The organism is Candidatus Mycobacterium wuenschmannii, assembly GCF_030252325.1.
In the GTDB taxonomy this organism is placed as follows: Bacteria; Actinomycetota; Actinomycetes; order Mycobacteriales; family Mycobacteriaceae; genus Mycobacterium; species Mycobacterium wuenschmannii.
Window position 1 is genome coordinate 3,839,595 of record NZ_CP126981.1, and the last position, 22,741, is coordinate 3,862,335.

Sequence of the window (22,741 nt, forward strand, 5' to 3'; positions counted from 1 at the left end):
CAACACGGCGGCTTAGCTGTACGACGAAATGGGGAGAACGCTGACATCCCCCGTTAGTAGACGAGCGTACGTGTTACGTGTGAGTCCAGCCGGGCGAAGAATGCGCCATAGCCAACCGGGTCAGTGTGTCGCCGGCAGCCCGAACACCGGGAACAGGTCCGGATCGAGGAAGACGAGCATCCGGGCGATGCCGCGGTCGCCTGGGGTGATGACGTGAATCGAGTGCGCGCGGAATATGTCGTCGTCGGCGCGGCGGTATTCGGCGAGAGCGGGCCGGCCGTTGGCGGACGTGTCGACAAACGCGATGTCGCCGGGTTCGGCGAACGCGCGTCGTGACAGAAACGTCGTGACGGCGTCGCGACCTGTGAACCACACCGGCAGCGGCGGCATCTCGAGGCGGACGTCGGTCTGCAGCAGGTCGGTCAACGCGGCAAGGTCGGCGTTTTCGAAGGCCGCGCAGTAGCGATCCAGCAACGCTCGGAGGTCCGCGTCGTCCGGTTCGGGCACGTCGTCTTCGTTCGGCGCGACCTCAGCGAGGTGGGCGCGCGCTCGCTGCAGCGCGCTGTTCACCGAGGCCGTGGTGGTCTCGAGGAGCTCCGCGACCTCGGCGGCGCTGAACTGTACGACGTCACGCAGGATCAGCACCGCCCGCTGCCGGGCCGGGAGTTCCTGAAGGGCCGTCGCCACCGCCAACCGCACACTCTGCCGGACCCCGAATTCGGTCTCGGGGGTCAACGTGTCCGGCAGCGGCTCCAGCCACTGGTGGCTGCCGGTCGGCGCGCCGACGTCGACGTCCGGGTCGACGGACCCGGAGCCCAACCCGGCGGGCAGCACTCTTCGGGTGCGGTTCTCCAGCGCCCGCAGGCAGGCGGTGGTCGCAATCCGGTACAGCCAGGTCCGCAGAGCGGCGCGCTCCTCGAAATCCGAATAGCCGCGCCAACCGCGCAGGTAGGTTTCCTGGACCAGATCCTCGGCGTCCTGTGCCGAGCCGAGCATGCGGTAGCAGTGCGCGATCAGCTCGCCCCGAAACGGCGCCGCCTGCTCGATGAAGTCTTCCTGCGCGGGCACGGCAACTCTCCTCTCCGTGAATACAGAGACGTGCGGTCCGCGAAATTCATCGGCCTGCCCGCGATGAATTCCGGCGCGGCGACGTATCGAACCACTATGACCCTTCACCCTTCCCTTGAGAACCGGACGCTGGCCGGCACGACCGCGATCGTGACCGGCGCCAGCCGCGGATTCGGCCGCGCGATCGCCGAGACCCTGGCCACCGCGGGCGCGCACGTGGTCGGCGTCGCGCGCAGCGGCGCGGCGGTGGCCGCGGACGCCGCCGACCCCGAGGTGGCGAATCGCCTCATCGGAGAGCACAAGCCGCACACACTGGTGCTGTGCGCGGGGGCGACGCCGACGATGCGCCCACTGCACGAGCAGACATGGGAGAGCTTCAGCCAGAACTGGAACGTGGACGTCGCGCAGGCGTTCCACTGGACACGCGCGGCGCTGACCCTGCCGTTGGCCCCGGGCAGCACGGTCATCCTGGTGTCGAGCGGTGCCGCGCTAAACGGCTCACCGCTCAGCGGCGGCTACGCGGGCGCGAAGGCCGCCGTGAAGTTCGTCGCCGATTACGCCGCCCTCGAATCCGACCGGGCCGGCCTCGGCATCCGATTCACCTCGGTGTTGCCGCGTCTGACTGCCGCAACCGAAATGGGCGCCGAAGCCGTTGCGGCATATGCCGATCGGCAGGGCGTCGACATCGACGCCTTCCTCCGCGCGGCCGGGCCACCACTCACCGCGGAGCAGGTCGGCCGGTCGGTGCTCGAGCTCGCCACCCGACCACTTGACGGCTCGTATCTACTCACCGCCGCGGGCTTGTCGGAGCTCAACTGAAATAGAAAGGGAGACAACAGATGAAGACACCACCGATCGTATCGGCCCAAGAGTGGACGGCCGCGCAGCACCAGATGCGGGTGCGGGAGAAGGAAGCCATGCGCGTGCACGACGCGCTCGCGGCGCAGCGCCGGCGGATGCCCTGGCTGCCTGTCGAGAAGAACTACGAGTTCGACGGCCCGGACGGCAGAGTCGATCTGCTGGGCCTGTTTCAGGGTCGCCGGCAGTTGCTGGTCTACCGCGCCTTCGTCGGGCCTGAGATCGACGGCTGGCCGGATCACGGCTGCCGCGGTTGCTCGATGATCGCCGACCACATCGGCAACCTGGCCCACCTCAATGCGCGCGATGCCACGCTGGTGTTCGTCTCTCGCGCGCCGCAGGACGGCATCGACCGGTTGAAGGAGCGGATGGGCTGGCGGATGCCGTGGTACTCGATCACCGACGACTTCGACGTGGACTTCGGCGTGGACGAATGGCACGGCACCAACGTGTTCATCCACGACGACGCGCGGGTCTACCGGACATACTTCATCAGCGGCCGGGGTGACGAGGTGCTGGGCAACACCTGGAGTTTCCTGGACCTGACCCCGTTGGGCCGACAGGAGAATTGGGAAGACTCGCCGGAGGGCTATCCGCAGGGCCCGCCCTATGAATGGTGGGACTGGCACGACACCTACGGCGAACACGAGCCGTCGCGCTGGTTCGGCGATCCCGATCCGAACGATCCCAACGATCCGCGACCCGCCCGCACCTGAGATGTTGCGTGCGGTGTCAGCGGTGCTGCCGACGTTGGGGTGCGGCCAGTAAGTTCTTCCGGAAAGGGAAACCGGAAGGGAGACGGCATGTCGGCAGCGACCAGTGACGTGTGGGAAGCCATGTCGACCGCGCGGACGATCCGGCGGTTCACCGACCAGCCGGTCGACGACGCCACGCTGGAGCGATGCCTGCAAGCGGCGATGTGGGCACCCTCCGGCGCGAACGCGCAGGCATGGCGGTTCGTCGTGTTGCGCTCGCCCGAGCAGCGGGCGGTCGTGGCCAAGGCGGCGGCCCAGGCGCTCGAGGTGATCGAACCGGTGTACGGCATGAGCCGGCCCGCCGCCGCCGATCACAGCCGTCGCGCGCGCAGCAATCGCGCAACCTACGAGCTACATGACCGCGCGGGCGGATTCACGTCGATCCTGTTCGCGCAGAAGCACTTTCCAACGGCCTCCGAGCTACTTCTCGGCGGCTCGATCTTTCCCGCGATGCAGAATTTTCTGCTGGCTGCGCGCGCGCAGGGCCTGGGCGCGTGCCTGACCAGCTGGGGTGCCTACGGCGGCGAGAAGCTCCTGCGAGAAGCGGTCGGGGTGCCGGATGACTGGATGGTGGCCGGGCACATCGTGATCGGCTGGCCGAAGGGCAACCACGGCCCGGTTCGCCGTCGGCCCTTGAGTGAGGTGGTCAACTACGACCGCTGGGACGATCTGGCGGTCGAGCGGTTGGTGAACCGACCGGGGTCGTGAATCGTCGTTCTCATGGCGCCGGTCGGCGTTACATCGACGAGGGGATTGGCGTGCGTTGACGGCAACACGAAGTTCGGCAGTCGGTCAGGCGATCAGCAGGTACGGCCTCGCGCTGATCTTGGCGTGGATCGGGTTCGGCAAGTACATCAAAATGGAAAGCCGGGTACTCATCGAGCACAGCCCGCTGATGAGTTGGGTGTATGACATTTTCAGCGTGACCACCGTGGCTCGCGGTCTCGGAACACTGGAGATCGCGACCGCGATCCTGATCGCATCGCGACCGTTTTCGGCGAGACTCTCTGCCGCCGGTAGCGCCTTGGCGATCGTGCTGTTCTGCGGAACGCTGAGTTTTCTGTTCACCACGCCCGGTGTGGTCACCCGGTTCGTCGGGCCGGTGCCGGTGCTCTCGGCAATGCCCGGCCAATTCCTACTGAAAGACATCGTGCTGCTTGGCGTGGCGGTGTGGACACTGGGCGAAGCGCTGCAAGCGTCATCGGCCGGATGAGCGGTCGTGCGGACTCACCACGGCGCGTCTGCCCAACCGAGGAAGCGGGCGCCGGGCGTCGGGTCGAAGGTGTTCATCACCTGGACGTTGTGGCCTGCGCCGGCCAGGCCCCGATAAGAAGCCAGTACGCCCCCGGATACGAATGTGCCGTCACCCTGGGCGATGTCGACGTGACCGAGATCGCCGGGCAACGAATTCTCGGAAAACACCAACGCGCCGCGCGGGAAGTTCTGGTCCATGTGGATGCGCCCCTCCGCGGCGAGCTTGTCACGGAATTCCTTGGCGGTATGGGCGCCGATTCCACTCACGCCGTAAGACCAGGCGACAAAGTTCCCGCAGCCCTGCGGACCGAACATATCCGTACCGACCGCTGAGTTCGCCTTGGCAACAGCATCATTCGCCCGAGCGCTGACGCCCGCGGGCGCCGCCTGGTTGCAGTCCGGGCCTAGCGGGTCCAGAGTGTGAGTCTCGATGTCGACGGCTGCGACGTAGTGGCCGTCGGACGTCCGATACCAGAGGTCGTCCCGGCTCTCGGGAATATTGGAGCTGAAAAAGCCGCTGACACGCTGACCGCTGGCGTGGCAGACCAACGTAAGCTGTTGTCCCGCATCATAAAAGCCATCCTGGGAGCCCAGATCGGGACCATTGGTACGCGGGGTCCTGTGCTTCACCGCGGCCGTCGTGTCGGCATCCGCCGTCGGCCCTACCGACACGGCCTGCGTGAGTCCCGCCGCGATCACCGCCGCGCACATGATGACGTATCGGCGACGGTGTCGTTCGACCCTCAAGGCACGGCGCAATGGTCCTCCCCCAAGCCAGCTCACAACTTACTTGGAAAAGTCCGCGTCACAGGCGATTTCCCGACGCCACGCCGGGGAGCTTCGTCAGCGCTTGATGCCCGCAGTGAAGAGGTCACCGAGTGGGCGCGTCCAGAGCGGACGCCGCACACGGTGTTGTTCGGCAACGGTGAACCCGGCGCCCTCGAACAGTCGCCGCATCTCGGCGGGCGTCGGATTGTGCGATGGCGTCCACCGACTGCCGGGCAGTAGTGGCCGGCGGGCACTCATCGTCGAGATGGCAACGAGCCCACCCGGGACCAGCACGCGGTGGAATTCGCGCAAGGCGGCAGGCTGATCGAAGAAGTGAAAAGCCGACGTGGTCACCACCGCGTCGAGGGCCTCGTCGTCGAAGGGCAGGTGCTCGGCCGGGCCTCGCCGCCAGTCGACCTCGCCGGGCCGGGCCTGAGCTTGCTTCAGCATGCCCTCGGACATGTCGACGCCGTAGACCGCTGCCGGGTGCAGGTCATTGTGGATGCGATCAGCGAGAATGCCTGTGCCGCAAGCGACATCGACCACCTGCGCCGACTGGTGGTCGCGCAATTGCGCGACCACCTCGTCGTGCGCCGGGCGGTAAACCCACTCCTGCAACACCGGCAGGTTGTAGGCCGGGGCGGCGAAGCCCCAGAACCGCGTGACGACCTCGTTGAATCCGCGACGCTGCGGAGTCTGGGTCACTTGGTCGACGTGTAGTAGGTCACGTCGCCGACGTTGACCGAGTCGGTCGACTCGGGCACCGGCGGCAGATCGTGCTCGGCCAGCAGTTCGCTCGCCGTCCGGCCGACCGAGCGCCAGCCCAGCCCGTCGAGGTATTCGGCGACGTCGGCGCGGTCGCCCTGGTAGCCGAGTTCGTCGAAATCGAGGTCGAACCCGGCGGCGCGCCACTTGTCGGTGGCCTTGCGCATCATCTCGCGGACCTTCTCCTCGTCGACGTCGCCGGCATTGGGGATGGCTTCGGTGGCCAGCCGGCTGCCGTCGGCACTGAGCGCAGAGATGTTGTCCAGCAACCGATCCTGCGCCTCGGGCGGCAGGTAGCCCAGCAGCCCCTCGGCGATCCACGCGGTGGGCCGGCTCTTGTCGAAGCCGGCCTCGGCCAGCGCGGCCGGCCAGTCGTTGCGCAGGTCGATGGCGACCGTGCGGCGGTCGGTGGTCGGGCTCGCGCCCAATTCGGTCAGTGTCTGGGTCTTGAACGCGATCACCTCGGGCTGGTCGACCTCGAAGACGGTCATGCCGGCCGGCCAATCCAGCCGGTAGGCGCGGGCGTCGAGGCCCGACGCGAGGATCACGGCCTGGCGGATGCCGGCCTCGGTCGAGTCGGCGAAGAAGGCGTCGAAGAACCGGGTCCGGACGGCCATCGCGTCGGGCATCTGCTGCAGTTTCCAGGTCGAGTCCTCGTGGTCGACGCTCGAGATGTCGAGGTCACCGCTGGCCCAGCGGGTGAGGAAATCGACCCCGACGGCCTTGACGAGTGGCTCGGCATACTGGTCGTTGATCAGGGGGTTGTCGGCCTTGGTGGCGACGGCCCGGGCCGCGGCAACCATCGTGGCTGTTGCTCCAACGCTGGTGGCGAGGTCCCAGGTGTCGTTCTCGGTGCGCGGCATTGCGTGCTCCTTAGTTAGTCGGGACGTACTTAGTTAGCCTAGCAAGTATTTAGCTGATCTATCAACTGTCGCGCGAAAGCGCAGGTGGCTATCGATGGCTGATCGCCGCGGTGACCTGAGCTACGCGCCGCCCAACCGTTTCCATCCGCCGGCGCGAGAGCGTCTGGAGCGGGTGCACGGCCACGATCATCGGCACCCGGTCGCGATGGTCGAAGACCGGTGCGGCGATCGTGGCGACCGGTTGCTGCGGGCGGGCGGCATCATCGTCGGGTAGGAAGCCGATCGTGGTGAACTCCATCAGCAGCTGATCGGTGATCTCGCGGACGTGATCGGGCAGGCCGTCGGCGGACAACGTACCCACCACATGGGCTGCCTGAGTCAGCGCGGGCGTCGTGCAGTCCACGTCGAACCCGCGTTTGCGGGTGCGCTCCAGCACTTCCTCCAGGCGACGCCTCAGCAACGGATTAGTGGCTCCGCTCCGCTCGATCCACGCGCTCTGCTCCCCGGGGGTGTCCCACGCGGCGAATGCGACTCCGAACGGCGGGGCGTAGCGGATCCGCTCGCCGGGCGCGCCGATGGAGCGCTGACCCGCGTCCCCGAACGAGGTGATCATCAGCGAGTCGTCAAGGCGCTCGACAACCGATGTGGCGTAACCGAATTCGTCGGCGAGGTCAAGCGCCACCGTTCTGGCGGCGTGCGCCAGGGTTCGCGCCGTCTCGACCCGTGTCGCCACGACGGCCAGCGCCGGCCCCAGCGAATAGGTCTTGTCGACCGGGTCGCGGCTGACCCAACCGCGCTCACACAGGGTGGCCAGGATGGCGTGCGCGGTGGCCTGGGTCAATTCGAGTTCGCGCACCACGTCGGAGAACCGCCACCGGACGTCGTCGTTTCCGGCGAGCAGTTCGACGACATCGAGAACGCGCGCGGTGGGCGGCGAAACGGGAATCTCTTGACTTCCTTTCGGCGAGCTTCCTACGCTGACTTTCTGATTATCGAGATGCTATCTCGAATAATCGAGACAGCCTAGGGCGCGAAGGAGTGCGCGAATGCGTGCAGTGGTGTTGCGCGACGGTCGACTCGGCGTTCGAGAGGTCGACGACCCGGTTCCCGGGCCCGGTGAACTGCTGCTGCGAACATTGAGCACGGCGATCTGCGCGTCGGACGTGCACTTCATGGATCACCCGGAGATGGGGGTCGACGATCCGACGGGCCGATCTCTGTACGACGCGAACCGCGACATCGTGCTCGGCCACGAATTCGTCGGCGAGGTCGTCGGGCACGGGCCAGACTGCACCGGGCAGTTTCCCGTCGGCACCCGCGTCACCTCCATTCCCATCCGCGCGGTGAACGGCGGCCCGGAAGGAGTTGTCGGCGTGCGGATCATCGGCCAGCACCCTGAGGCTCAGGGCAGCTTCGGCGAACTGGTCGTGGTGGGGGAGTCGTTGGCGAAGTCGGTCGATGCGGACGTGTCCTGCGATGCCGCGGCGCTCACCGATGCATTCGCGGTCGGCGAGTTCTACGTGCGATCGGCACGGATGGAGGCCGGCGAGATCCCGATCGTCATCGGGGCGGGTGCGATCGGTCTGTCGGCCGTCGCTGCGCTGGCCACCCGGGGCGTGGAGCCAATCATCGTGTCGGACTACAACTCTGAACGCCGCGCGCTGGCGTGCGACAGCTTCGGCGCCCATGTCGCCGTCGACCCCGCCGAGCGATCACCGTTCGACGTCTGGCGCGAGCTGCGCGTCGAATGCGGAATGTGGGGCCCGATGGTCGTTTTCGAATGTGTCGGCGCATCGGGGTTGATCCAGAAGATCGTCGACAGCGTTGACATCGGAACCCGGATCTACTGCGCCGGTGGTTGGTACACCGGCGACACGCTGAACATCACCGATGCGACCCGTCAAGGCGTGACCATCCAGTTCGGCGGTGGGCCGCACCCGCAGGACTGGTACGGCACGCTCGACGCGATCGCCGCCGGCCGGCTCGATCCGCTGCCCAGCGTCGGAGCGGTCATCGGCCTCGACGACGTTCCCGACGCGCTCGACTCGGCCCGAAAGTCCACTGGCCCAGCCCGAATCATCGTCCATCCGAACGGAGACGTCACGTGAGTGATCGCGAAGACCGCCAAGACATCGCCGAGGTGCTATTGCGCTACGCCACCGGGATCGACCGCCGAGACTGGCCGCTGTTTCGCACGGTGTTCACCGACGACTGCGAACTGGACTACGGCGAGATCGGTACGTTCCGGGGCGTCGACGCGATCACCGAATTCATGGATCAGGCGCACGCGATGGCGGGTCACACCATGCACCGGCTCACCAATCAGGTGATCACGGTCGACGGCGACACGGCCGAGTCACGGACCTACGTAGATGCACTGATCATGGTCGACGTGAACGCGGGGGTGAATGCCGCCGGGTTCTACGATGACGAACTGGTGCGGGGTGAGGACGGCTGGCGCGTGGCCCGTCGTCGCTTCATCCAGGTGCGGTTGGCTCAGGTGGGAGGCACGGCATGACCTTCGCGGACAAGTACGGGCCGTGGGCGCTGGTCCTGGGAGCGTCCGACGGCGTGGGGGCGGCGTTTGCCGAGGCGCTGGCGGACCGCGGGCTCAACGTCGCGCTGGTGGCTCGCCGCCAGGCCGTCCTCGACGAGGTGGCGGCCGGGATAGTCGCGCGCACCGGTGTCCAAACTCGTTCGCTGGCAATCGATCTCGCATCGCCTGACGCGACGGCGCAGGTTGTCGCCGCGACCACCGGTATCGAGGTGGGCTTCCTGGTCTACTGCGCCGGCGCCGACCCCAACTTCGAGCCGTTTCTGGCCAACCCGGTCGAGATCGCGGAATCGATGGTGCACCGCAACTGCGTTGTGCCGATGCAGTTGTGTCACCGCTTCGCGCCCGCGATGGTCGAACGCGGCAAAGGTGGGATCGTCGTCTTCGGATCGGGCGCAGGCCTCGCCGGCGGACCCAACATGGTGGCCTACGGCGCCACGAAGGCGTTCGACATGGTGTTCACCGAAGCCTTGTGGAGCGAACTGCACGACACGGGCGTCGACGTGCTCGGTCTCATTCTCGGCAAGACGAACACGCCCGCCCTGCGCAAGCTCGAGCACAGTCGCGGACACCTGTCTTCCGAGGATGCGGTGCCGTCGGACGCCGCCAGTGTCGACGAGGTGATCACCGAGGCGCTCGAAAACCTCAGCAACGGGCCGACTTTGATGGTGGGCGAGATGATGCGCGCGATGGCGCCGATGCTGGCATCGCTCAGCCGTAATGAGGCGGTCGCGCTTTTTGCCCAGGCGCAGGCATCCGCGATGGGCGACTAGGCCCGCCGAAAGCCAAACATCCCAGGCCCTTTCGGACCTGGGATGTTTGGTTACTGCTGGTTTGGACCGCCTGGCCGCTAAAGTCCGAGGAAGGACAGCGGGTCGAATGCGGTGGCCGCGCCGGCGCCCGCTTCGGTGAGTCCGTTGGTCAGTGCCTCGAGACCGGCGGTGAAGGCGTCGCCCGGGTTCAGCAACGCCGTGGCGTCGATTCCGCCGAACAGTGAGCCCAGATCCAGGTTGCCCAGGGGCGTGACCAGGATGTCGTGGATGGTGCTGGCCGCACCGTCCAGACCCGGGATAGCCGTGTAGATGTTCTCCACCCCACCACCCAAATTCAGCACGTCGTAGACCGTTCCCACCGCGGGCAGAGTGGCCCCGTCGGCCGCGGGAATGAGGTCGGCGATCGAACTGGAATCTCCTGGGACGCTGAGCACGTCGCCGAGGTGGGTGACGGTGAACTCGGCGTTGGTGAGGCCGAGCAGGTTGGTCACCTGGTCGTTGGTGTCGATAGCGCCAATTGCGTTACCAGCGCCGTCGTACACGTTGAAGTCCTGCTGAGCCAACGTGAGCGAGATCGGTCCGAACCCGAGGTCCAAGGTCGGAGTTCCGCCGCCGAGGTTCAACAGCGGTGCGGCGCCGGTCAATTGGTAGACCGGGTTGAAGCCTTCGCCGGTAACCAGACCGAAGTCACCGGGTTGGGTGAAGTCTGCCGTCAACGGGTTGAAGGTCAAGCCGTCGAGGGTGAACGCATTCGCGCCTATGGCGCTGTCGCCGGCTTGGAGGCCGGTCAACGCGTCGGCCGGGTTGAGCGGGTTGGCGACGTTGATGTTCTCGAACAGCGAGGTCAGGTTGATCGTGCCGTAGGGCGTGACCAAGTTGTCGGTGACGCTGCCGAGGGCGCCCGGCGTGGCGGTGTAGACGTTCTCGAAGCCGCCGCCGAAGTTGAGCGCGTCGTAGACCGATCCCACGGTCGGCAAGTCAGCGGAGCCAACGCCCGCCGGTGTCACGTCGGTGACAATCAACTGGGTGTTCGTGAGCCCCAACAGGTTTGTCACGTCAACGCCGGTGTTGATGGTGCCGATCTCCGCAGCCGACGAGCCGCTGCCGCTATAGACGTCGAAGATCTGGGTGGCCAGATCGTTGCCACCGTTGGACGGATCGCCGAGTGACGTACCACCGATGACCAGCAGCGGTGCCGTGGTTGCGAGCGGGGCGACCGTGTTGAAACCTTCGGTTCCCGCCGAGTTGATTGGGTCCAGGGTGGTGCCGGCAATGGTGAAGGCTTCCGGTGCACCGGTGATGCCGTGTGCCTCCAGACCGGTGAACGCGTCGCCGGGGTTCAGCGGGTTCGCCGCGTTGAAGGTGAACAGTGAGCTCAGGTCGTAGCTCTGGCCGGTCGGCGTGATGAACGTGTCGGTGACGGTGCCGTCGTCTCCAGGAGTGGCGACGTAGATGTTCTCGTAGCCGCCGCCGAAGTTCCACGCGTCGTAGACCGAACCAATTGCGGGCAGGCTGGACGCGTCGCCGCCATCGGCCGCCGTGACGCCTGCGACAGTGAACTCGGCGTTGGTGAAGCCGAACAGGTTGGTCACGGTCTCATTGCCCTGAATGCTGCCCAGTTCGGCTCCGCCAGGGCTGTACACATCGAAGTTCTGGGTGGCGAGGGGCAGGCCGAGCGCCGTGCCACCACCCAACTCGAGCAGCGGCGGTGAGGTGGTGAGCTGGTAGACGGGGTTGAAGCCCTCAACGCCCGCTGCGTTGATCGGGTCGAAAACGTAGCTGCCGATGGTGAAGGCGTCGTCGCCCGGGGCCGCCGCGGCGACGGCCACCTGCAGAAATGCGGTGGTCAACAATCCGCCCGTGGCCGCCAAACCGGCCGTGATCAAGCGTCTGTTCATAGGTCTTGCTCCTACTTTCCGTGTGCAGTGATAAGGGGCGGGCGTGGTGTTACTTGTGAGTAACGTCACGGGACCCTACTGAGGAGTAATATAGGAAGTCAATACAAAATCTTGGTTATCTCTCAGGTTCCCAGGCGATTGCCAGCTTATTGACACCGCGTCAGCAGGCTCGCTCCGATCGTTGCGGGCTAACAACTGCAGCTCGGAAGACTGTTCCGGTTCGCGAAAGCAAGTAATGTCCCTGAGTCGAAATGAAGTGGTACTCAGGTGCCACTCAGTCGTCACGGTTCCGCGTCATGTGGTCGGCGGAAAATGCCTATACTTCGAACCGTCCAGAACGGCATTCTCAAATTTGGAGAAGCCGTTTCCACTAGCGCGGAAGCGGGTCGGCATGACGGGAATGTGTGACGGCAAGGTCGCTCTGGTGACCGGGGCGAGCCGCGGATTGGGAAAAGCCATCGCGCAGCGGCTGGCCGCCGAGGGCGCCACAGTCGGACTCACCGCGCGCACGCTGGAACCGGACCCGAAGTACCACGGATCGCTGCAGCAGACTCTCCGTGAGATCAGCACCGCGGGCGGTTCGGCGGTGGCCATCCAGGCGGACCTGTCCAACGCCGAAGACAGGCAGCGGTTATTCGCCGAACTGGTCGAAAAGGTCGGCGCGCCGGACATTCTCGTGAACAACGCCGCCGTGACATTCTTGCGGCCGCTCGACGAGTTCCCGGAGCGTCGCGCCCGCCTGATGATCGAAATGCATGTGCTCGCACCACTACACCTCACTCAATTGGCGATTCCGGCGATGCGCGAACGAGGCCGGGGCTGGGTGCTCAACGTGACTTCGGTCGGAGGCGACCTGCCCGAGGGCCCGCCATTCGCGGAGTTCGACCGAACCGCCGGCTTCGGAATTTACGGGACGGTGAAGTCGGCACTCAATCGACTCACCAAAAGCCTTGCCGCAGAACTCTTCGACGACGGCATTGCGGTGAATGCCGCCGCCCCGTCCAACCCGGTGGCCACTGAGGGGGCCGGCACCCTCGACCTGGCCAAGACCGACACCGAGGACATCGAGCTCATCACCCAGACGGCGCTGACGCTCGTCACCGGCGACCCGGCGACGCTGACCGGACGCATCGCCCACACTCAACCGTTCCTGCGGGAAATCGGGTGGTTGCACTGAACGACGCGCTGTTGGCGCAGTTAGCCGAACGACTTTCGTCACAGCGCGTTTCGGATCTGCACCCGTTGGTGGGCGGCGCATCGAGTCTGACCTTCGCCGGCCGGCGCCACGGCCGGCGCGTCGTCGTCAAGGTTGCCCCGCCCGGAGTTCCGCCCACCGCCCACCGGGACGTGCTACGGCAATCGCGCATGATCAAGACCTTGAGCCCGACCGAGGTACCCGTTCCGCAGGTCCTCTTCGAAGACACCGGCGATCCACCCCTGTTCGTGATGTCGTTCCTTGATGGAATCAGTTGCGAGCCGCTGTTCGATGACGCCGATGCCGGCTCCGAAGATGTTGTCGCGGAGCGCTTTCGGAATGCGGCCGCGACGCTCGCCCGACTGCACGGTCTCGAACCGGGAGATCACGACCTGGCCGGCGAGCCGGTGGTCGGACCGCTCGAGGAGGTCGAGCGGTGGTGTCGCACACTGGAAACCGTCGACCCGACGCTGGCGCCGGGGTGGTCCGACGTCGCCGACGCGCTACGCGACAAGGCACCGCCGAGCCTCCGGCCCGCGATCGTGCACGGCGACTTCCGGCTCGGCAATCTGCTTGCAGACAGCGATCGAATCACTGCCGTCATCGACTGGGAGATCTGGTCGGTGGGCGATCCCCGCGTCGACGCCGGATGGTTCCTGATCAACTGCGACCCGCAGACCTACCGGCGCCCGACGCGGTACGGCGCGGCGGTCCCGCCGCTCGAGGAGCTTGTCACGATTTATCGCGATGCGATGAAAATGGAAGTGCCGGAACTGGATTGGTTCTGCGCTCTGGCGTGCTTCAAGTCGACGGCGACATGGTCGCTGATCGTCAAGCACAACCGGCGAAGGGAAGTGCCGGATGCGGGGCTGGAAGAGATGGCGCCGGTAGTGCCGCGACTGCTCGCGCGAGCGGGCGACCTGCTCGATTAGTTGTGCGGAACGCCGTTCACGTCGGGCCCGGTGTCGGAGAACCCCTGCTGGATTCCCGCGGCGATCTGGCCGGCCGGCGGGGTGAAGAACTGGACGATCGGTCCCTGGGGGATCGGGTCGTGGCACTCGCAACTGAGGTCGCCGAACGACGCGGGGTCGGCGAATGCCGGTGCGGCCACACCGAGGCCGGCGGCTACGGCGATACCCGCTGTGACGAGGACTTTTGTGATCATTGAGATTCTCCCAGATGCGATTGCCCCCATGATACCGGCTGCCGCCGTCGGCTCGTCGCGCAAATCTGCGACACCGATCAGCCGGCGAACTGCGGGCAGTACGCGCCCACGGCGGCCCCGACGAAGTACCCGGCGTGGTACGGGTCGAGGCCGCTGCGGTCGATGACCTCTTGCGCGACGTCGTCCTTGGTCCGTCCCCTGCCGAGCTCCGTGCAGACCTGATGGGCGGCGTCGATGGCCGCCTCGGCCGACTTGTAATTGATGCCGCGAGACTGCAGCGCCGCCAGGAACCGGTCGTCGAGAGGATCGGCGCGAACGTCGGCGACCAACGGTCCGAGCAGAGCTCCGGTGAGCACCGCAAGGCCCGCGAGTGCCCGGCCCGCCGAAATGCCGGCTCGTGTCATGCAGGCGCCTTTCTGCGCAAAGGAGACATCGGGTGACCCCGGTCCGCACATTAGCGGCGGATGTGAGTCGGCGATGGATTAACCGCGCGGAATTCCCGCGAGTTTGTCGGCAAACTTTTCCTCGGCGGCCTGGCGCAGGCGCAGGATGTGTTCGGACGGAAACACATCGGGTGATGGTGTGCAGTCCTTGAGTAGCAGCCTCGCCAACGTGACCTTGTGCACCTCGGTCGGACCATCGGCCAGGCCCAATACGAACGATTCGGTGAGGTACTGCACGAACGGCATCTCGTGCGACGTCCCGAGCGATCCGTGGATCTGCAACGCTCGCGAGGATACGTCGTGCAGCACCTTCTGCATCATCGCCTTGACGGCCGAAATGTCGCCTCGCACAGCCTGATAGTCGTTGAATTGATCGATCTTCCACGCGGTCTGCAGGGTTAGCAGCCGGAACGCCTCGATCTCCATCCACGAGTCGGCGACCATCTCCTGCACCATCTGTTTGTCGGCCAGCACGCTGCCCTGGGTATAGCGCGACACCGCGCGCTCGCAGATCATGTCGTAGATCCGGCGCACCAGTCCGACGGTGCGCATGGCGTGGTGGATGCGTCCGCCACCCAATCGGGTCTGCGCCACCGCGAACGCGCCACCGCGCGGGCCAAGCATGTGGTCGTCGGGAACGCGCACGTTCTCGTAACGGACGTAGCCTTCCCGGCCACCACCGCCGAGCGGCTGATATCCGAGCCCGACGTCGCGCAGCACATTGATGCCCGGGGTGTCGCCCGGTAATACGAACATCGAATAACGTTGATAAGGCGAGGCTTCCGGGTCGGTCATCGCCATCACGATGATGAACGACGCCATCGACGCGAACGAGGAATACCACTTTTCGCCGTTGATCACCCAGTGGTCGCCGTCCCGCGTGGCAGTGGTGGTGAACACCTTCGGGTCTGCGCCGCCCTGCGGTTCGGTCATCGAGAAGCAGGAGATGATCCGGTTGTCCAGCAGCGGCTCCAGGTAACGCTGCTTGAGTTCGGGCGTGCCGTAGTGAGCCAGGATCTCACTGTTCCCGGAATCCGGTGCCTGCGAGCCGAATACGATCGGCGCGCACTCCGACCGGCCGAGGATCTCATTGAGCAACGCCAGCTTGACCTGCCCGAAACCGGGGCCGCCCAGGTGCGGACCGAGATGCGTCGCCCACAGCCCGCGCTCCTTGACGATCTTCTGCAGCGGCGGAATGAGGGCCTGGCGGACGGGATCGTTGAGGTCGTGCGACTCCTTGATGATCAGGTCGATGGGTTCGCACTCCCCACGCACGAATTCGTCGACCCACTTCAGTTGCGCCGCCCACTCCGGGTCAGTGGAGAAGTCCCAAGCCATGAGAGTCCTTTCGCTTCTGCGTTGCGGAGGCCGCGCTCTGTCGCACGACGCCGGCATTGGTCAACTCAGTGATCGCGTCGGCGTCGAGACCCAGCCCGGCCAGCACCGCGTGGGTGTGGTCACCCGGAAGCGCCGGCGACTTCGGCTGGGCGGCAACGGTTCGCGAGAACCGGGGCGCTGGAGCCTGCTGCGGGACGCCGTCGACCTCGATGAAGGTGCCGCGCGCGACGTTGTGTGGATGATCGGGCGCCTCGGTGATCGTGAGTACCGGTGTGGCGCAGGTCCCGGGCGTGCCGAGTCGGTCCTCCCACTCGGCACGGGTCCTCTGCGCAATGCGCTCCGCCAGCGCATTGCGGTGTGCTCGCCATGCCTCGGGCGCATCGGCATCGTGCGGCACGTCGACGCCGAGGCGTTGGCACAGCTCGGCATAGAACTGCGGCTCGATCGCGCCGACGGCGACGTGCTTGTCGTCGGCGGTCCGGTACACCCCGTAGAAATGCGCAGCGCCGTCAAGGATGTTGTCGCCCCGCCGATCTCGCCAGGTACCGGCATGTACCATGCCGTAGTACGGCGCCATCATGGTCGCCGCCCCGTCCACCATCGCGACATCGAGCACCTGACCCTCGCCGGATCGGCGAGCCTCCAGGATGCCGCTGAGCAGCCCGATCGCCAACAGCATGCCGCCCCCGCCGTAATCGCCGATGAGATTCAAAGGCGGAACGGGTGTTTCGGCGCTGCCGATGCTGTGCAGCGCGCCGGTCAGCGCGATGTAGTTGATGTCGTGGCCGGCGCGATCGGCGTACGGGCCGTCCTGTCCGTACCCGGTCATTCGCGCGTAAACCAGTCGCGGGTTCGCGGCGCGCAACTCGTCGGGACCGATGCCGAGTCGTTCGGCCACCCCGGGCCGGAACACGTCGACGAACGCATCGGCGTCAATCACCAAGCGGCGCACAAGTTCCGGTCCGCGAGCATCTTTCATGTCGACCGCGATCGAGCGCTGGTTGCGCCGGACCGTGTAGTCGATCGGTAGCGCGCCATCGACTTCGCGCACCTGGTCGACGCGGACCACCTCGGCCCCGAGGTCGCCGAGCAGCATTCCGCAGAACGGGCCCGGCCCGAGTCCGCCCATCATCACGACGCGCACGCCGTGCAGTGGGCCCGTCACGACGACCACGACTGCCGACGCGCGGCGGCCTCCTCGGTCGCATGGCTGAGCACCTGGTTGCGGTTCTCGAGTTCCAGGGCGGGGCCGAGGCCGGCGGCATCGGTGTTGACCTGCAACGCACGTTTGGTCAGTTGGACGCCGAGCGGGGTGAGTTCGGCTATCTGCGTTGCGATGTCGAGCGCGCGATCGGCGAGTTCCTCGGGCTCGGTGATCTCGCTGACCAGGCCGCGGCGATCGGCCTCCTCGGCGGTGACCGTCCGGCCGGTCAACATCCAGTCGGCCGCGACGCTGACGCCGACGATGCGCGGCAGAAAGTAGCTCATCCCCATCTCGGCGCCGGACAGGCCGAGCAGAATCGCGGCGTTCCCGAATGTCGCTGCGGTGGAGCAGATTCGGATATCCGCGGCAAGGCACAGCGCAAGCCCCGCGCCGACGCACGGGCCGTTGACGGCGGCGATCACCGGCTGCGGCATGTCGCGAATGGCTTGCGGAAGCGCAGCCATCGATTCCTGAAAACGGAGCCGGTCGATCGCGGGCGCCGTCGCCTCCGGTATGCCAGGGCCGAAGTCGCGGATGTCGATGCCGGAGCAGAAGCCACGACCGGCGCCGGTGACGATGACTGCGTGGACCGAGGAATCGGAGCCCAGCTCGGTGCAGGTGTTGAGCAGATCGCCGGCCACTGCCTCGTTGATCGCGTTGAGTCGTTCGGGCCGATTCAGGTGCAGCACGACCACGCCGGCATGCGGTCGCTGCACGCTCACCGTCGCGGTCAATCGAGCCCCCTTCGTCACGAGCCCTGGAACACCCATTCGCGCTTTAGGAGAATGCTATTCTTCTCGACCGCGCGGGCGCAACGGAACTAGACGAAGTCCGATCCGCCGTCGACGTTGACCGTCGCGCCCGTGACGTACCCGTTCCGCTTCGAGGCCAGGTAGGTGGTGATCGACGCGATCTCCTCGGGCAGGCCGGCCCGCCCTAGGTCGCAGGGCTGGTGGAAGTTGTTCTCGATCCAGGTCATAACGTCGCGCGGATCGGATGCGTCGAGGCCGTCGGCGGCCAGGATGTCCTTGAGGTTTTCGGTGAAGCTCGCGGTGACGATGGTCCCCGGGCAGACGCAGTTCACTAGGATGCCGTCCTTGGCAAGGCTTTTCGACAGGTTCTTCGTGACGCTGGACAGCGCAGCCTTCGAGGCGGTGTAAGCGACGATGCGCGGACTTTGCCGCTGAATCGAGTGCGCGGACAGCGTGACGATGCGGCCCCAGTCCGCGGCCCGCAGCAGCGGCAACGCGGCCCGCACCGACCGGACGCCGGACATCGTGCCCAGCGTGAAGGCAGCGTCCCAGTCGGAGTCCTCCATCTGCTCGAAGAACCCGTCACCGGGTCCGATGGTGTGCACCAGACTGTTCACCCGGCCCCAGCGCTTGGCCACCTGGTCGAAGCCGGCGGCGATCGACGCGGCGTCGGTCATGTCCACGCTGATCCCGACGGCGTCGGGCGCGCCCGCCGCGCGCAGCGACTCGACCGCGGCATCGAGCGCGGCCTGACCGCGCGCCATCACGGCGACGCTGGCGCCGTCGGCGGCGAGCGTCTGCGCGATCGCCAAACCCATGCCTTTGCTGCCGCCGGTGACGACGGCGGTCGATCCGGCCAATCCCAGGTCCATTGCTGCTCCTTATTTTCGGACGATGTTGTCGATCGTGTCGGGCTGCACGCCGAGTCCGCGCAGACAAAACCTCAGGGCGCGGCGGCGGACATCGGCGCGTTCGAAACCGCCTGCGGTCCAATGCTGTTCGGTGCTGGACCACACCACGCCCTGAATGGATCGGGCCTCGCTCACCGGATCGACGTCGTGGAAGACGCCGTCGGTGAGGCCTCGGCGCAGTTGGTCGATCAGCGGCGTGAGCATCTCCTCGAACGCGGGCTGGATCAGCTCCGGTGCGGCGAACATCTGCGACTGCGCCTCCAGCGAGAGGCGGCGTAGGTCGGACTTGATGCTTTCGTCGAAGGCCAGGTCGAGGCGGCCGTCGATCCACGCAGCCACCGCCTCGACCGGGCCGGCGGCCCTGGACATCTTCCGGTGCAGGCGGCGACTCTCGGCCCGGGCCATGTCGAGGAAGACCGCTGCGATCACGTGGTCCTTGGAGTCGAAATGCCGGTAGAACGCACGGGTGCTCAATTCGGCGCGATCGAGGACCGCGGCGACGCTCAGCCTGCGGACGCCGTGTTCGCGCAGGGCCTCCGTGGCGGCGGACATGATGATGCGATGCACGTCGGGGTCGGGCGCAAGCTTGCTGCGTCGCCGCGTGCGTGGGGCAGTCATCCGGTCGCCTTAACTGAGAACGATATTTTCATTTAACGCTCGATCACTGTGACAGCGGTCTGCCGACGTTGTCAACGACAGGTTTTGCGACCTCGTGTTCCACTCCCGAAGCCCGAACGGTATGAAAGACGGGTGACCGCACTCGAGACGGCAGACGGCGCGACGATCCTCCGGTTCGACTCCGCTCCGGTGAACGCGTCCGATCTGGACATGCTGAACGTCATCATCGACTCGATGGGCCGCGTCGAGGGGCCGGTCGTGCTGACTGGGGCCGGGCGCGCGTTCTCCGCCGGTGTCGACCTGCGGGCTCTGGTCGACGGCGGCGCCGACTACGCCGAGAAGTTCGTCGTCGCGCTGTCGGAGGCGTTCCTTGCGATCTACAACCACCCCGCGCCCGTGGTCGCGGCGATCAACGGGCACGCGATCGCCGGTGGCTGTGTGTTGGCGATGTGCGCCGACGTCCGGCTGATGTCGGGCGGGACGATCGGCCTGACCGAGTTGTCCGTCGGGGTGCCGTTCCCTGTCGCGGCGCTGGAGATCTGCCGCGGCGCGATGGGCGCCTCAGCTACCCGGGCGGCGTTGGGCGCCAAGACAATCGACGCCGATACCGCGCTGGCTCTCGGCTGGGTCGACGAGGTGGTCGGTAAGGACGAGTTGCTCGACCGGGCGCTGGCCACCGCGCGTGAGCTGGGTCAGTACTCGCCGGCCGCCTACGCCGCCACCAAAGCTCAGCTGCACGCGCCGGTGCACGCCGCCGTCGACGCCGGCGCGGCGGCCGAGGCGGACGTGCGGGCCAGTTGGATCTCCGAGGAGACGCGCGGCCGTATCGTCGGATTCCTGGACGCGCTGGCCCGCGGTCGATGAGGTGAGTCTCTGGATCGCCCGGACCGAGTGCATTATCGGCGAGGACATCCCCGCCCCGCCGAGCGAGGTCCGCGACTTCTATGTCGACTTGGGCAACATCAAAGACTTTCATCCACTGGTGGTGTCGGTCGAAATGCTGTCGCACGACCAGCACGCCGACGGCTATCAGACGACGTACCGGGTACGCGATCGTATTCCGCTGGGCCCGTTGACGATCGGCATCACATACTGGGCCCGGGTGCAGGTCCCCACAGGAGGAAACGTGCTCACCGAGGCGCGTCAATTCCCACGGGTCCGGCTCAACGGGGTCGTGAGCTTCGAGCCGACCGAGAAGGGCACACGCCTCACCGAACGTCTGACGATCGCCGCGCCGCGATTGCTCGCCGCGACTACCGCGCGCGAGGCGGTCGACGCCCATGTCGCGATGCTGGCCGGCATCCGAAGTCACTTCGAAAGCCGCTGAACATCAGGCCAATTGCCGGCGCAGTTCCGTCTTGAGCACTTTGCCGTAGCTGTTCTTCGGCAACTCGTCCACCACCAGATACCGCTTCGGGCGTTTGAATCGGGCGATACGGGCCAGCAGGTGCGCGTCGAGGTCGACGGGGTCCGCCGCCCCGACGATGAACGCCACGACGACCTCGCCCCACTCCTGGTCGGGTGCCCCGACCACGCACGCCTCGGACACGCCGGGGTGTTCGAGCAGTGCCTCCTCCACCTCGCGCGGGTAGATGTTGGACCCGCCACTGATCACGACGTCCTTCGACCGGTCGTGCAGCGTCAGGTAGCCGCGCGCGTCGAAGGAGCCCATGTCGCCGGTGCGCAGCCAGCCGTCGCGCAGCGTGTCCGCGGTGGCAGCGGGGTCACGCCAGTAGCCGCCCATCACAACGTCTCCGCGACAGACGATTTCGCCGATCTCGTCCGCTTCGGCCGGCGTGCCGTCGGCGCGTTGCACCGCGACGTCGGTGCCGGACCGCGGATAGCCGACCGATCCGAGAATCGCGTCGTCCGCGGTCTCGTAGTCGACGCGGCGCAACCCGGTGATCGTCATCGGCGCCTCACCCTGGCCGTAGATCTGGGTGAACACGGGGCCGAACGCCGTGAGCGCCTTCTTGATGCTGTCGACATACATCGGGCCGCCGCCGTAGACGATGGTCCGTAGTTTGCTCGGGCGCGGCCGGCCCGTCTCGACCACGCGCTGCACCATGGTTGGCGCCAGGAATGCGCTGCAGCCGGGGTGGTACTCGCAGAGGTCGAGAAAGTCCGATGGTTCGAATCCGCCGCGCTCCGAGATCACTTGGCGCGCACCGCGTGCGACGTAAGCCGGGATGTACAGGCCCGAGCCGTGCGACATCGGCGCGGCGTGGATCAGGCTGCAATCCTGGTCCGGCGCATCCATATCGGCAAGATGCGCGACCGTCATGGCCATCAGGTTGCGATGACTGAGCATGGCGCCTTTGGAGCGGCCGGTCGTGCCGCTGGTGTAGAACAGCCAGGCCAGCGTCGCGGGGTCGGTGCTCGGCGCGGCAGCGGGCGCAGAGTCAAATCTCACCGAGTACTGTTCGGAGTCAATGACTTCCGTCGACCCTGCCAGAGTGGTCGCGATTTTCGGCGACGCAAAGACGTGTGCGGCCTCGGCGTCGGCGAGGATCTGGGTCATCTCGCGGGGATGTAGCTTGTAGTTGATCGGTACCGCGACGCATTCGGCGGCCCAGATGCCGAACAACAACTCGACGATCTCCGGCCGGTTCTCGCTGGCAATCGCTATACGCGCGCCTGCAGCGTGGTCGCGGCGGATCGATCCGGCCAGGCGCATCGCCCGCTCGCGCAGTTCGCTCCAGGTGCAGCAACGTCGTTGCCCGTGATAGACCGCACCGTGATCGGGAAAGCGTTGCGCGGCTTGGTCGAGCAACGCAAACAGGTTCACTCGGCTATCCACTCCGAGTTCAGCGCGTACTTCGACAGGTACTTCGTCGAACTCCACCCACCGTCGACCACGATGGTCTGCCCGTTGATGAAACTGCCACCCGGCGAGCACAGGAACGCCACGGTGCTGGCTACGTCGTCGACCGTGCCGAGGCGCTGGTGCGGTGTCATCTCGACCTGCATTCGGCGAAACCGCGGATCCTGCAACCGCTCTTCTGTCATCGCGGTCTGGATGACGCCGGGAGCGACGGCGTTGCAACGGATTCCGTGTGCGCCGTACTGGGCAGCGATGTGGGTGGTCAGCGCAGTCAGCCCGCCCTTGGCCGCCGAGTACGGCCCGCCGCGGAGACCGCCGACGACCGCGAACGTCGAGGTGATGTTGATGATCGCCGAGCCGGGCTTCATGTGCGGCAACACGTCTCGTGCGAGCCGGAACGGCGCCTTCAGCATGACATCGAGGAAGTAGTCCAGGGTGGCGTCGTCGGTGTCGTGCAGCGGCGTCGGGTTGCCCACCCCGGCGTTGTTGATCAGGAAGTCGACGTGGCCCCACTTTTCGATCGCGGCGAGGACGACGCGGGCCGGTCCGTCCCGGTCGGTCAGATCGATCGCCACGGTGGCGACGCGGTCGCGGTCGCCGATCTCGGCTGCCAGTTCGTTCAGCCGGGTCTGGTTGCGGCCGGTGGCCAGCACGGCCATCCCGGCGTCGGCCAGCTTTTTCGCGCAGCCGAAACCGATTCCGCCGGTCGCCCCGGTCACGATCGCTACCTGCATG

26 protein-coding genes are annotated in these 22,741 nt (G+C 66.5%); 11 read left to right on the plus strand and 15 right to left on the minus strand.

Going from position 1 to position 22,741, the window contains the following annotated elements:
- Positions 1-120: 120 nt before the first annotated feature.
- On the minus strand, positions 121-1,068 hold the full coding sequence (locus PT015_RS18480) for a sigma-70 family RNA polymerase sigma factor (protein ID WP_285186375.1): 948 nt from the start codon (positions 1,066-1,068) through the stop codon (positions 121-123).
- A 96-nt stretch (positions 1,069-1,164) separates the two neighbouring features.
- Here PT015_RS18480 and PT015_RS18485 point away from each other — a divergent pair, with 96 nt between their 5' ends.
- The 4 genes from PT015_RS18485 to PT015_RS18500 all read left to right on the plus strand — a co-directional run bounded on the left by PT015_RS18485 (position 1,165) and on the right by PT015_RS18500 (position 3,894).
- Complete coding sequence (locus tag PT015_RS18485) at positions 1,165-1,887, plus strand: SDR family oxidoreductase (RefSeq protein ID WP_285186377.1); 723 nt, start codon at positions 1,165-1,167, stop codon at positions 1,885-1,887.
- A gap of 20 nt (positions 1,888-1,907) precedes the next feature.
- Entirely contained in the window at positions 1,908-2,642 is a 735-nt protein-coding gene (locus PT015_RS18490) for a DUF899 domain-containing protein (protein WP_285186378.1), read from the plus strand.
- 87 nt (positions 2,643-2,729) lie between these two features.
- Entirely contained in the window at positions 2,730-3,389 is a 660-nt protein-coding gene (locus tag PT015_RS18495; RefSeq protein WP_285186379.1) for a nitroreductase family protein, read from the plus strand.
- Between the two features lie 55 nt (positions 3,390-3,444).
- On the plus strand, positions 3,445-3,894 hold the full coding sequence (locus PT015_RS18500; RefSeq protein WP_285186380.1) for a DUF417 family protein: 450 nt from the start codon (positions 3,445-3,447) through the stop codon (positions 3,892-3,894).
- Positions 3,895-3,908: 14 nt separating this feature from the next.
- Here the strand turns inward: PT015_RS18500 and PT015_RS18505 are convergent, their stop codons facing one another.
- The 4 genes from PT015_RS18505 to PT015_RS18520 form a co-directional block, all read right to left on the minus strand.
- Complete coding sequence (locus PT015_RS18505; RefSeq protein ID WP_285186382.1) at positions 3,909-4,646, minus strand: hypothetical protein; 738 nt, start codon at positions 4,644-4,646, stop codon at positions 3,909-3,911.
- 132 nt (positions 4,647-4,778) lie between these two features.
- Positions 4,779-5,408 carry a class I SAM-dependent methyltransferase gene (locus PT015_RS18510; protein WP_285186384.1) on the minus strand — a complete coding sequence of 210 codons (630 nt, stop codon included), beginning with the start codon at positions 5,406-5,408 and terminating at the stop codon, positions 4,779-4,781.
- Complete coding sequence (locus PT015_RS18515; RefSeq protein ID WP_285186386.1) at positions 5,405-6,331, minus strand: class I SAM-dependent methyltransferase; 927 nt, start codon at positions 6,329-6,331, stop codon at positions 5,405-5,407. The genes PT015_RS18510 and PT015_RS18515 overlap by 4 nt, the downstream gene beginning before the upstream one ends.
- An 88-nt stretch (positions 6,332-6,419) precedes the next feature.
- Complete coding sequence (locus PT015_RS18520; RefSeq protein ID WP_285191168.1) at positions 6,420-7,277, minus strand: IclR family transcriptional regulator; 858 nt, start codon at positions 7,275-7,277, stop codon at positions 6,420-6,422.
- 100 nt (positions 7,278-7,377) lie between these two features.
- Here PT015_RS18520 and PT015_RS18525 point away from each other — a divergent pair, with 100 nt between their 5' ends.
- The 3 genes from PT015_RS18525 to PT015_RS18535 are packed head-to-tail and all read left to right on the plus strand — an operon-like array spanning position 7,378 to position 9,658.
- Positions 7,378-8,439, plus strand: a complete 1,062-nt coding sequence (locus tag PT015_RS18525) for a zinc-binding dehydrogenase (RefSeq protein ID WP_285186388.1) — start codon at positions 7,378-7,380, stop codon at positions 8,437-8,439.
- Positions 8,436-8,849 carry a nuclear transport factor 2 family protein gene (locus PT015_RS18530; protein WP_285186389.1) on the plus strand — a complete coding sequence of 138 codons (414 nt, stop codon included), beginning with the start codon at positions 8,436-8,438 and terminating at the stop codon, positions 8,847-8,849. Before PT015_RS18525 ends, PT015_RS18530 begins: the two co-directional genes overlap by 4 nt.
- On the plus strand, positions 8,846-9,658 hold the full coding sequence (locus tag PT015_RS18535; RefSeq protein ID WP_285186390.1) for an SDR family NAD(P)-dependent oxidoreductase: 813 nt from the start codon (positions 8,846-8,848) through the stop codon (positions 9,656-9,658). The genes PT015_RS18530 and PT015_RS18535 overlap by 4 nt, the downstream gene beginning before the upstream one ends.
- 77 nt (positions 9,659-9,735) lie before the next feature.
- On the opposite strand, the gene PT015_RS18540 is transcribed toward PT015_RS18535, so the two are convergent.
- Positions 9,736-11,556, minus strand: coding sequence for a beta strand repeat-containing protein (locus PT015_RS18540; RefSeq protein WP_285186391.1), 1,821 nt, complete (start codon positions 11,554-11,556; stop codon positions 9,736-9,738).
- 391 nt (positions 11,557-11,947) lie between these two features.
- Here PT015_RS18540 and PT015_RS18545 point away from each other — a divergent pair, with 391 nt between their 5' ends.
- A complete protein-coding gene (locus tag PT015_RS18545) occupies positions 11,948-12,733 on the plus strand; it encodes an SDR family NAD(P)-dependent oxidoreductase (RefSeq protein ID WP_285186392.1) in 786 nt (261 codons plus the stop codon).
- Positions 12,730-13,683 carry a phosphotransferase family protein gene (locus tag PT015_RS18550; protein ID WP_285191169.1) on the plus strand — a complete coding sequence of 318 codons (954 nt, stop codon included), beginning with the start codon at positions 12,730-12,732 and terminating at the stop codon, positions 13,681-13,683. The genes PT015_RS18545 and PT015_RS18550 overlap by 4 nt, the downstream gene beginning before the upstream one ends.
- Here PT015_RS18550 and PT015_RS18555 read toward each other — a convergent pair.
- The 7 genes from PT015_RS18555 to PT015_RS18585 all read right to left on the minus strand — a co-directional run bounded on the left by PT015_RS18555 (position 13,680) and on the right by PT015_RS18585 (position 19,182).
- Complete coding sequence (locus PT015_RS18555; RefSeq protein ID WP_285186393.1) at positions 13,680-13,916, minus strand: hypothetical protein; 237 nt, start codon at positions 13,914-13,916, stop codon at positions 13,680-13,682. The genes PT015_RS18550 and PT015_RS18555 overlap by 4 nt on opposite strands.
- Positions 13,917-13,993: 77 nt before the next feature.
- Positions 13,994-14,320, minus strand: a complete 327-nt coding sequence (locus tag PT015_RS18560) for a DUF732 domain-containing protein (protein ID WP_285186394.1) — start codon at positions 14,318-14,320, stop codon at positions 13,994-13,996.
- Positions 14,321-14,398: 78 nt separating this feature from the next.
- Positions 14,399-15,697, minus strand: coding sequence for an acyl-CoA dehydrogenase family protein (locus PT015_RS18565; RefSeq protein ID WP_285186395.1), 1,299 nt, complete (start codon positions 15,695-15,697; stop codon positions 14,399-14,401).
- Positions 15,675-16,862 carry a CaiB/BaiF CoA transferase family protein gene (locus tag PT015_RS18570; RefSeq protein ID WP_285186396.1) on the minus strand — a complete coding sequence of 396 codons (1,188 nt, stop codon included), beginning with the start codon at positions 16,860-16,862 and terminating at the stop codon, positions 15,675-15,677. Before PT015_RS18570 ends, PT015_RS18565 begins: the two co-directional genes overlap by 23 nt.
- Positions 16,859-17,671: an enoyl-CoA hydratase/isomerase family protein gene (locus PT015_RS18575; protein WP_390887855.1), complete on the minus strand. Its 813-nt coding sequence runs from the start codon at positions 17,669-17,671 to the stop codon at positions 16,859-16,861. The genes PT015_RS18570 and PT015_RS18575 overlap by 4 nt, the downstream gene beginning before the upstream one ends.
- Positions 17,672-17,721: 50 nt before the next feature.
- Entirely contained in the window at positions 17,722-18,525 is an 804-nt protein-coding gene (locus PT015_RS18580; RefSeq protein ID WP_285186399.1) for an SDR family NAD(P)-dependent oxidoreductase, read from the minus strand.
- A gap of 9 nt (positions 18,526-18,534) precedes the next feature.
- Positions 18,535-19,182, minus strand: coding sequence for a TetR/AcrR family transcriptional regulator (locus PT015_RS18585; protein WP_285186400.1), 648 nt, complete (start codon positions 19,180-19,182; stop codon positions 18,535-18,537).
- Positions 19,183-19,314: 132 nt separating this feature from the next.
- On the opposite strand from PT015_RS18585, the gene PT015_RS18590 reads away from it, so the two are divergent.
- Together PT015_RS18590 and PT015_RS18595 are read left to right on the plus strand one after the other, a co-directional pair.
- Positions 19,315-20,046, plus strand: coding sequence for an enoyl-CoA hydratase/isomerase family protein (locus PT015_RS18590; RefSeq protein ID WP_285186401.1), 732 nt, complete (start codon positions 19,315-19,317; stop codon positions 20,044-20,046).
- 1 nt (position 20,047) lies between these two features.
- Positions 20,048-20,509, plus strand: a complete 462-nt coding sequence (locus PT015_RS18595; protein ID WP_285186402.1) for an SRPBCC family protein — start codon at positions 20,048-20,050, stop codon at positions 20,507-20,509.
- 3 nt (positions 20,510-20,512) lie between these two features.
- Here PT015_RS18595 and PT015_RS18600 read toward each other — a convergent pair whose 3' ends face one another.
- The gene (locus PT015_RS18600) at positions 20,513-21,982 is read right to left on the minus strand and encodes an AMP-binding protein (RefSeq protein ID WP_285186403.1); all 1,470 of its coding nucleotides are present in this window, start codon (positions 21,980-21,982) and stop codon (positions 20,513-20,515) included.
- Positions 21,967-22,740, minus strand: coding sequence for an SDR family NAD(P)-dependent oxidoreductase (locus PT015_RS18605; RefSeq protein WP_285186405.1), 774 nt, complete (start codon positions 22,738-22,740; stop codon positions 21,967-21,969). The genes PT015_RS18600 and PT015_RS18605 overlap by 16 nt, the downstream gene beginning before the upstream one ends.
- Between the last annotated feature and the right edge of the window lies 1 nt (position 22,741).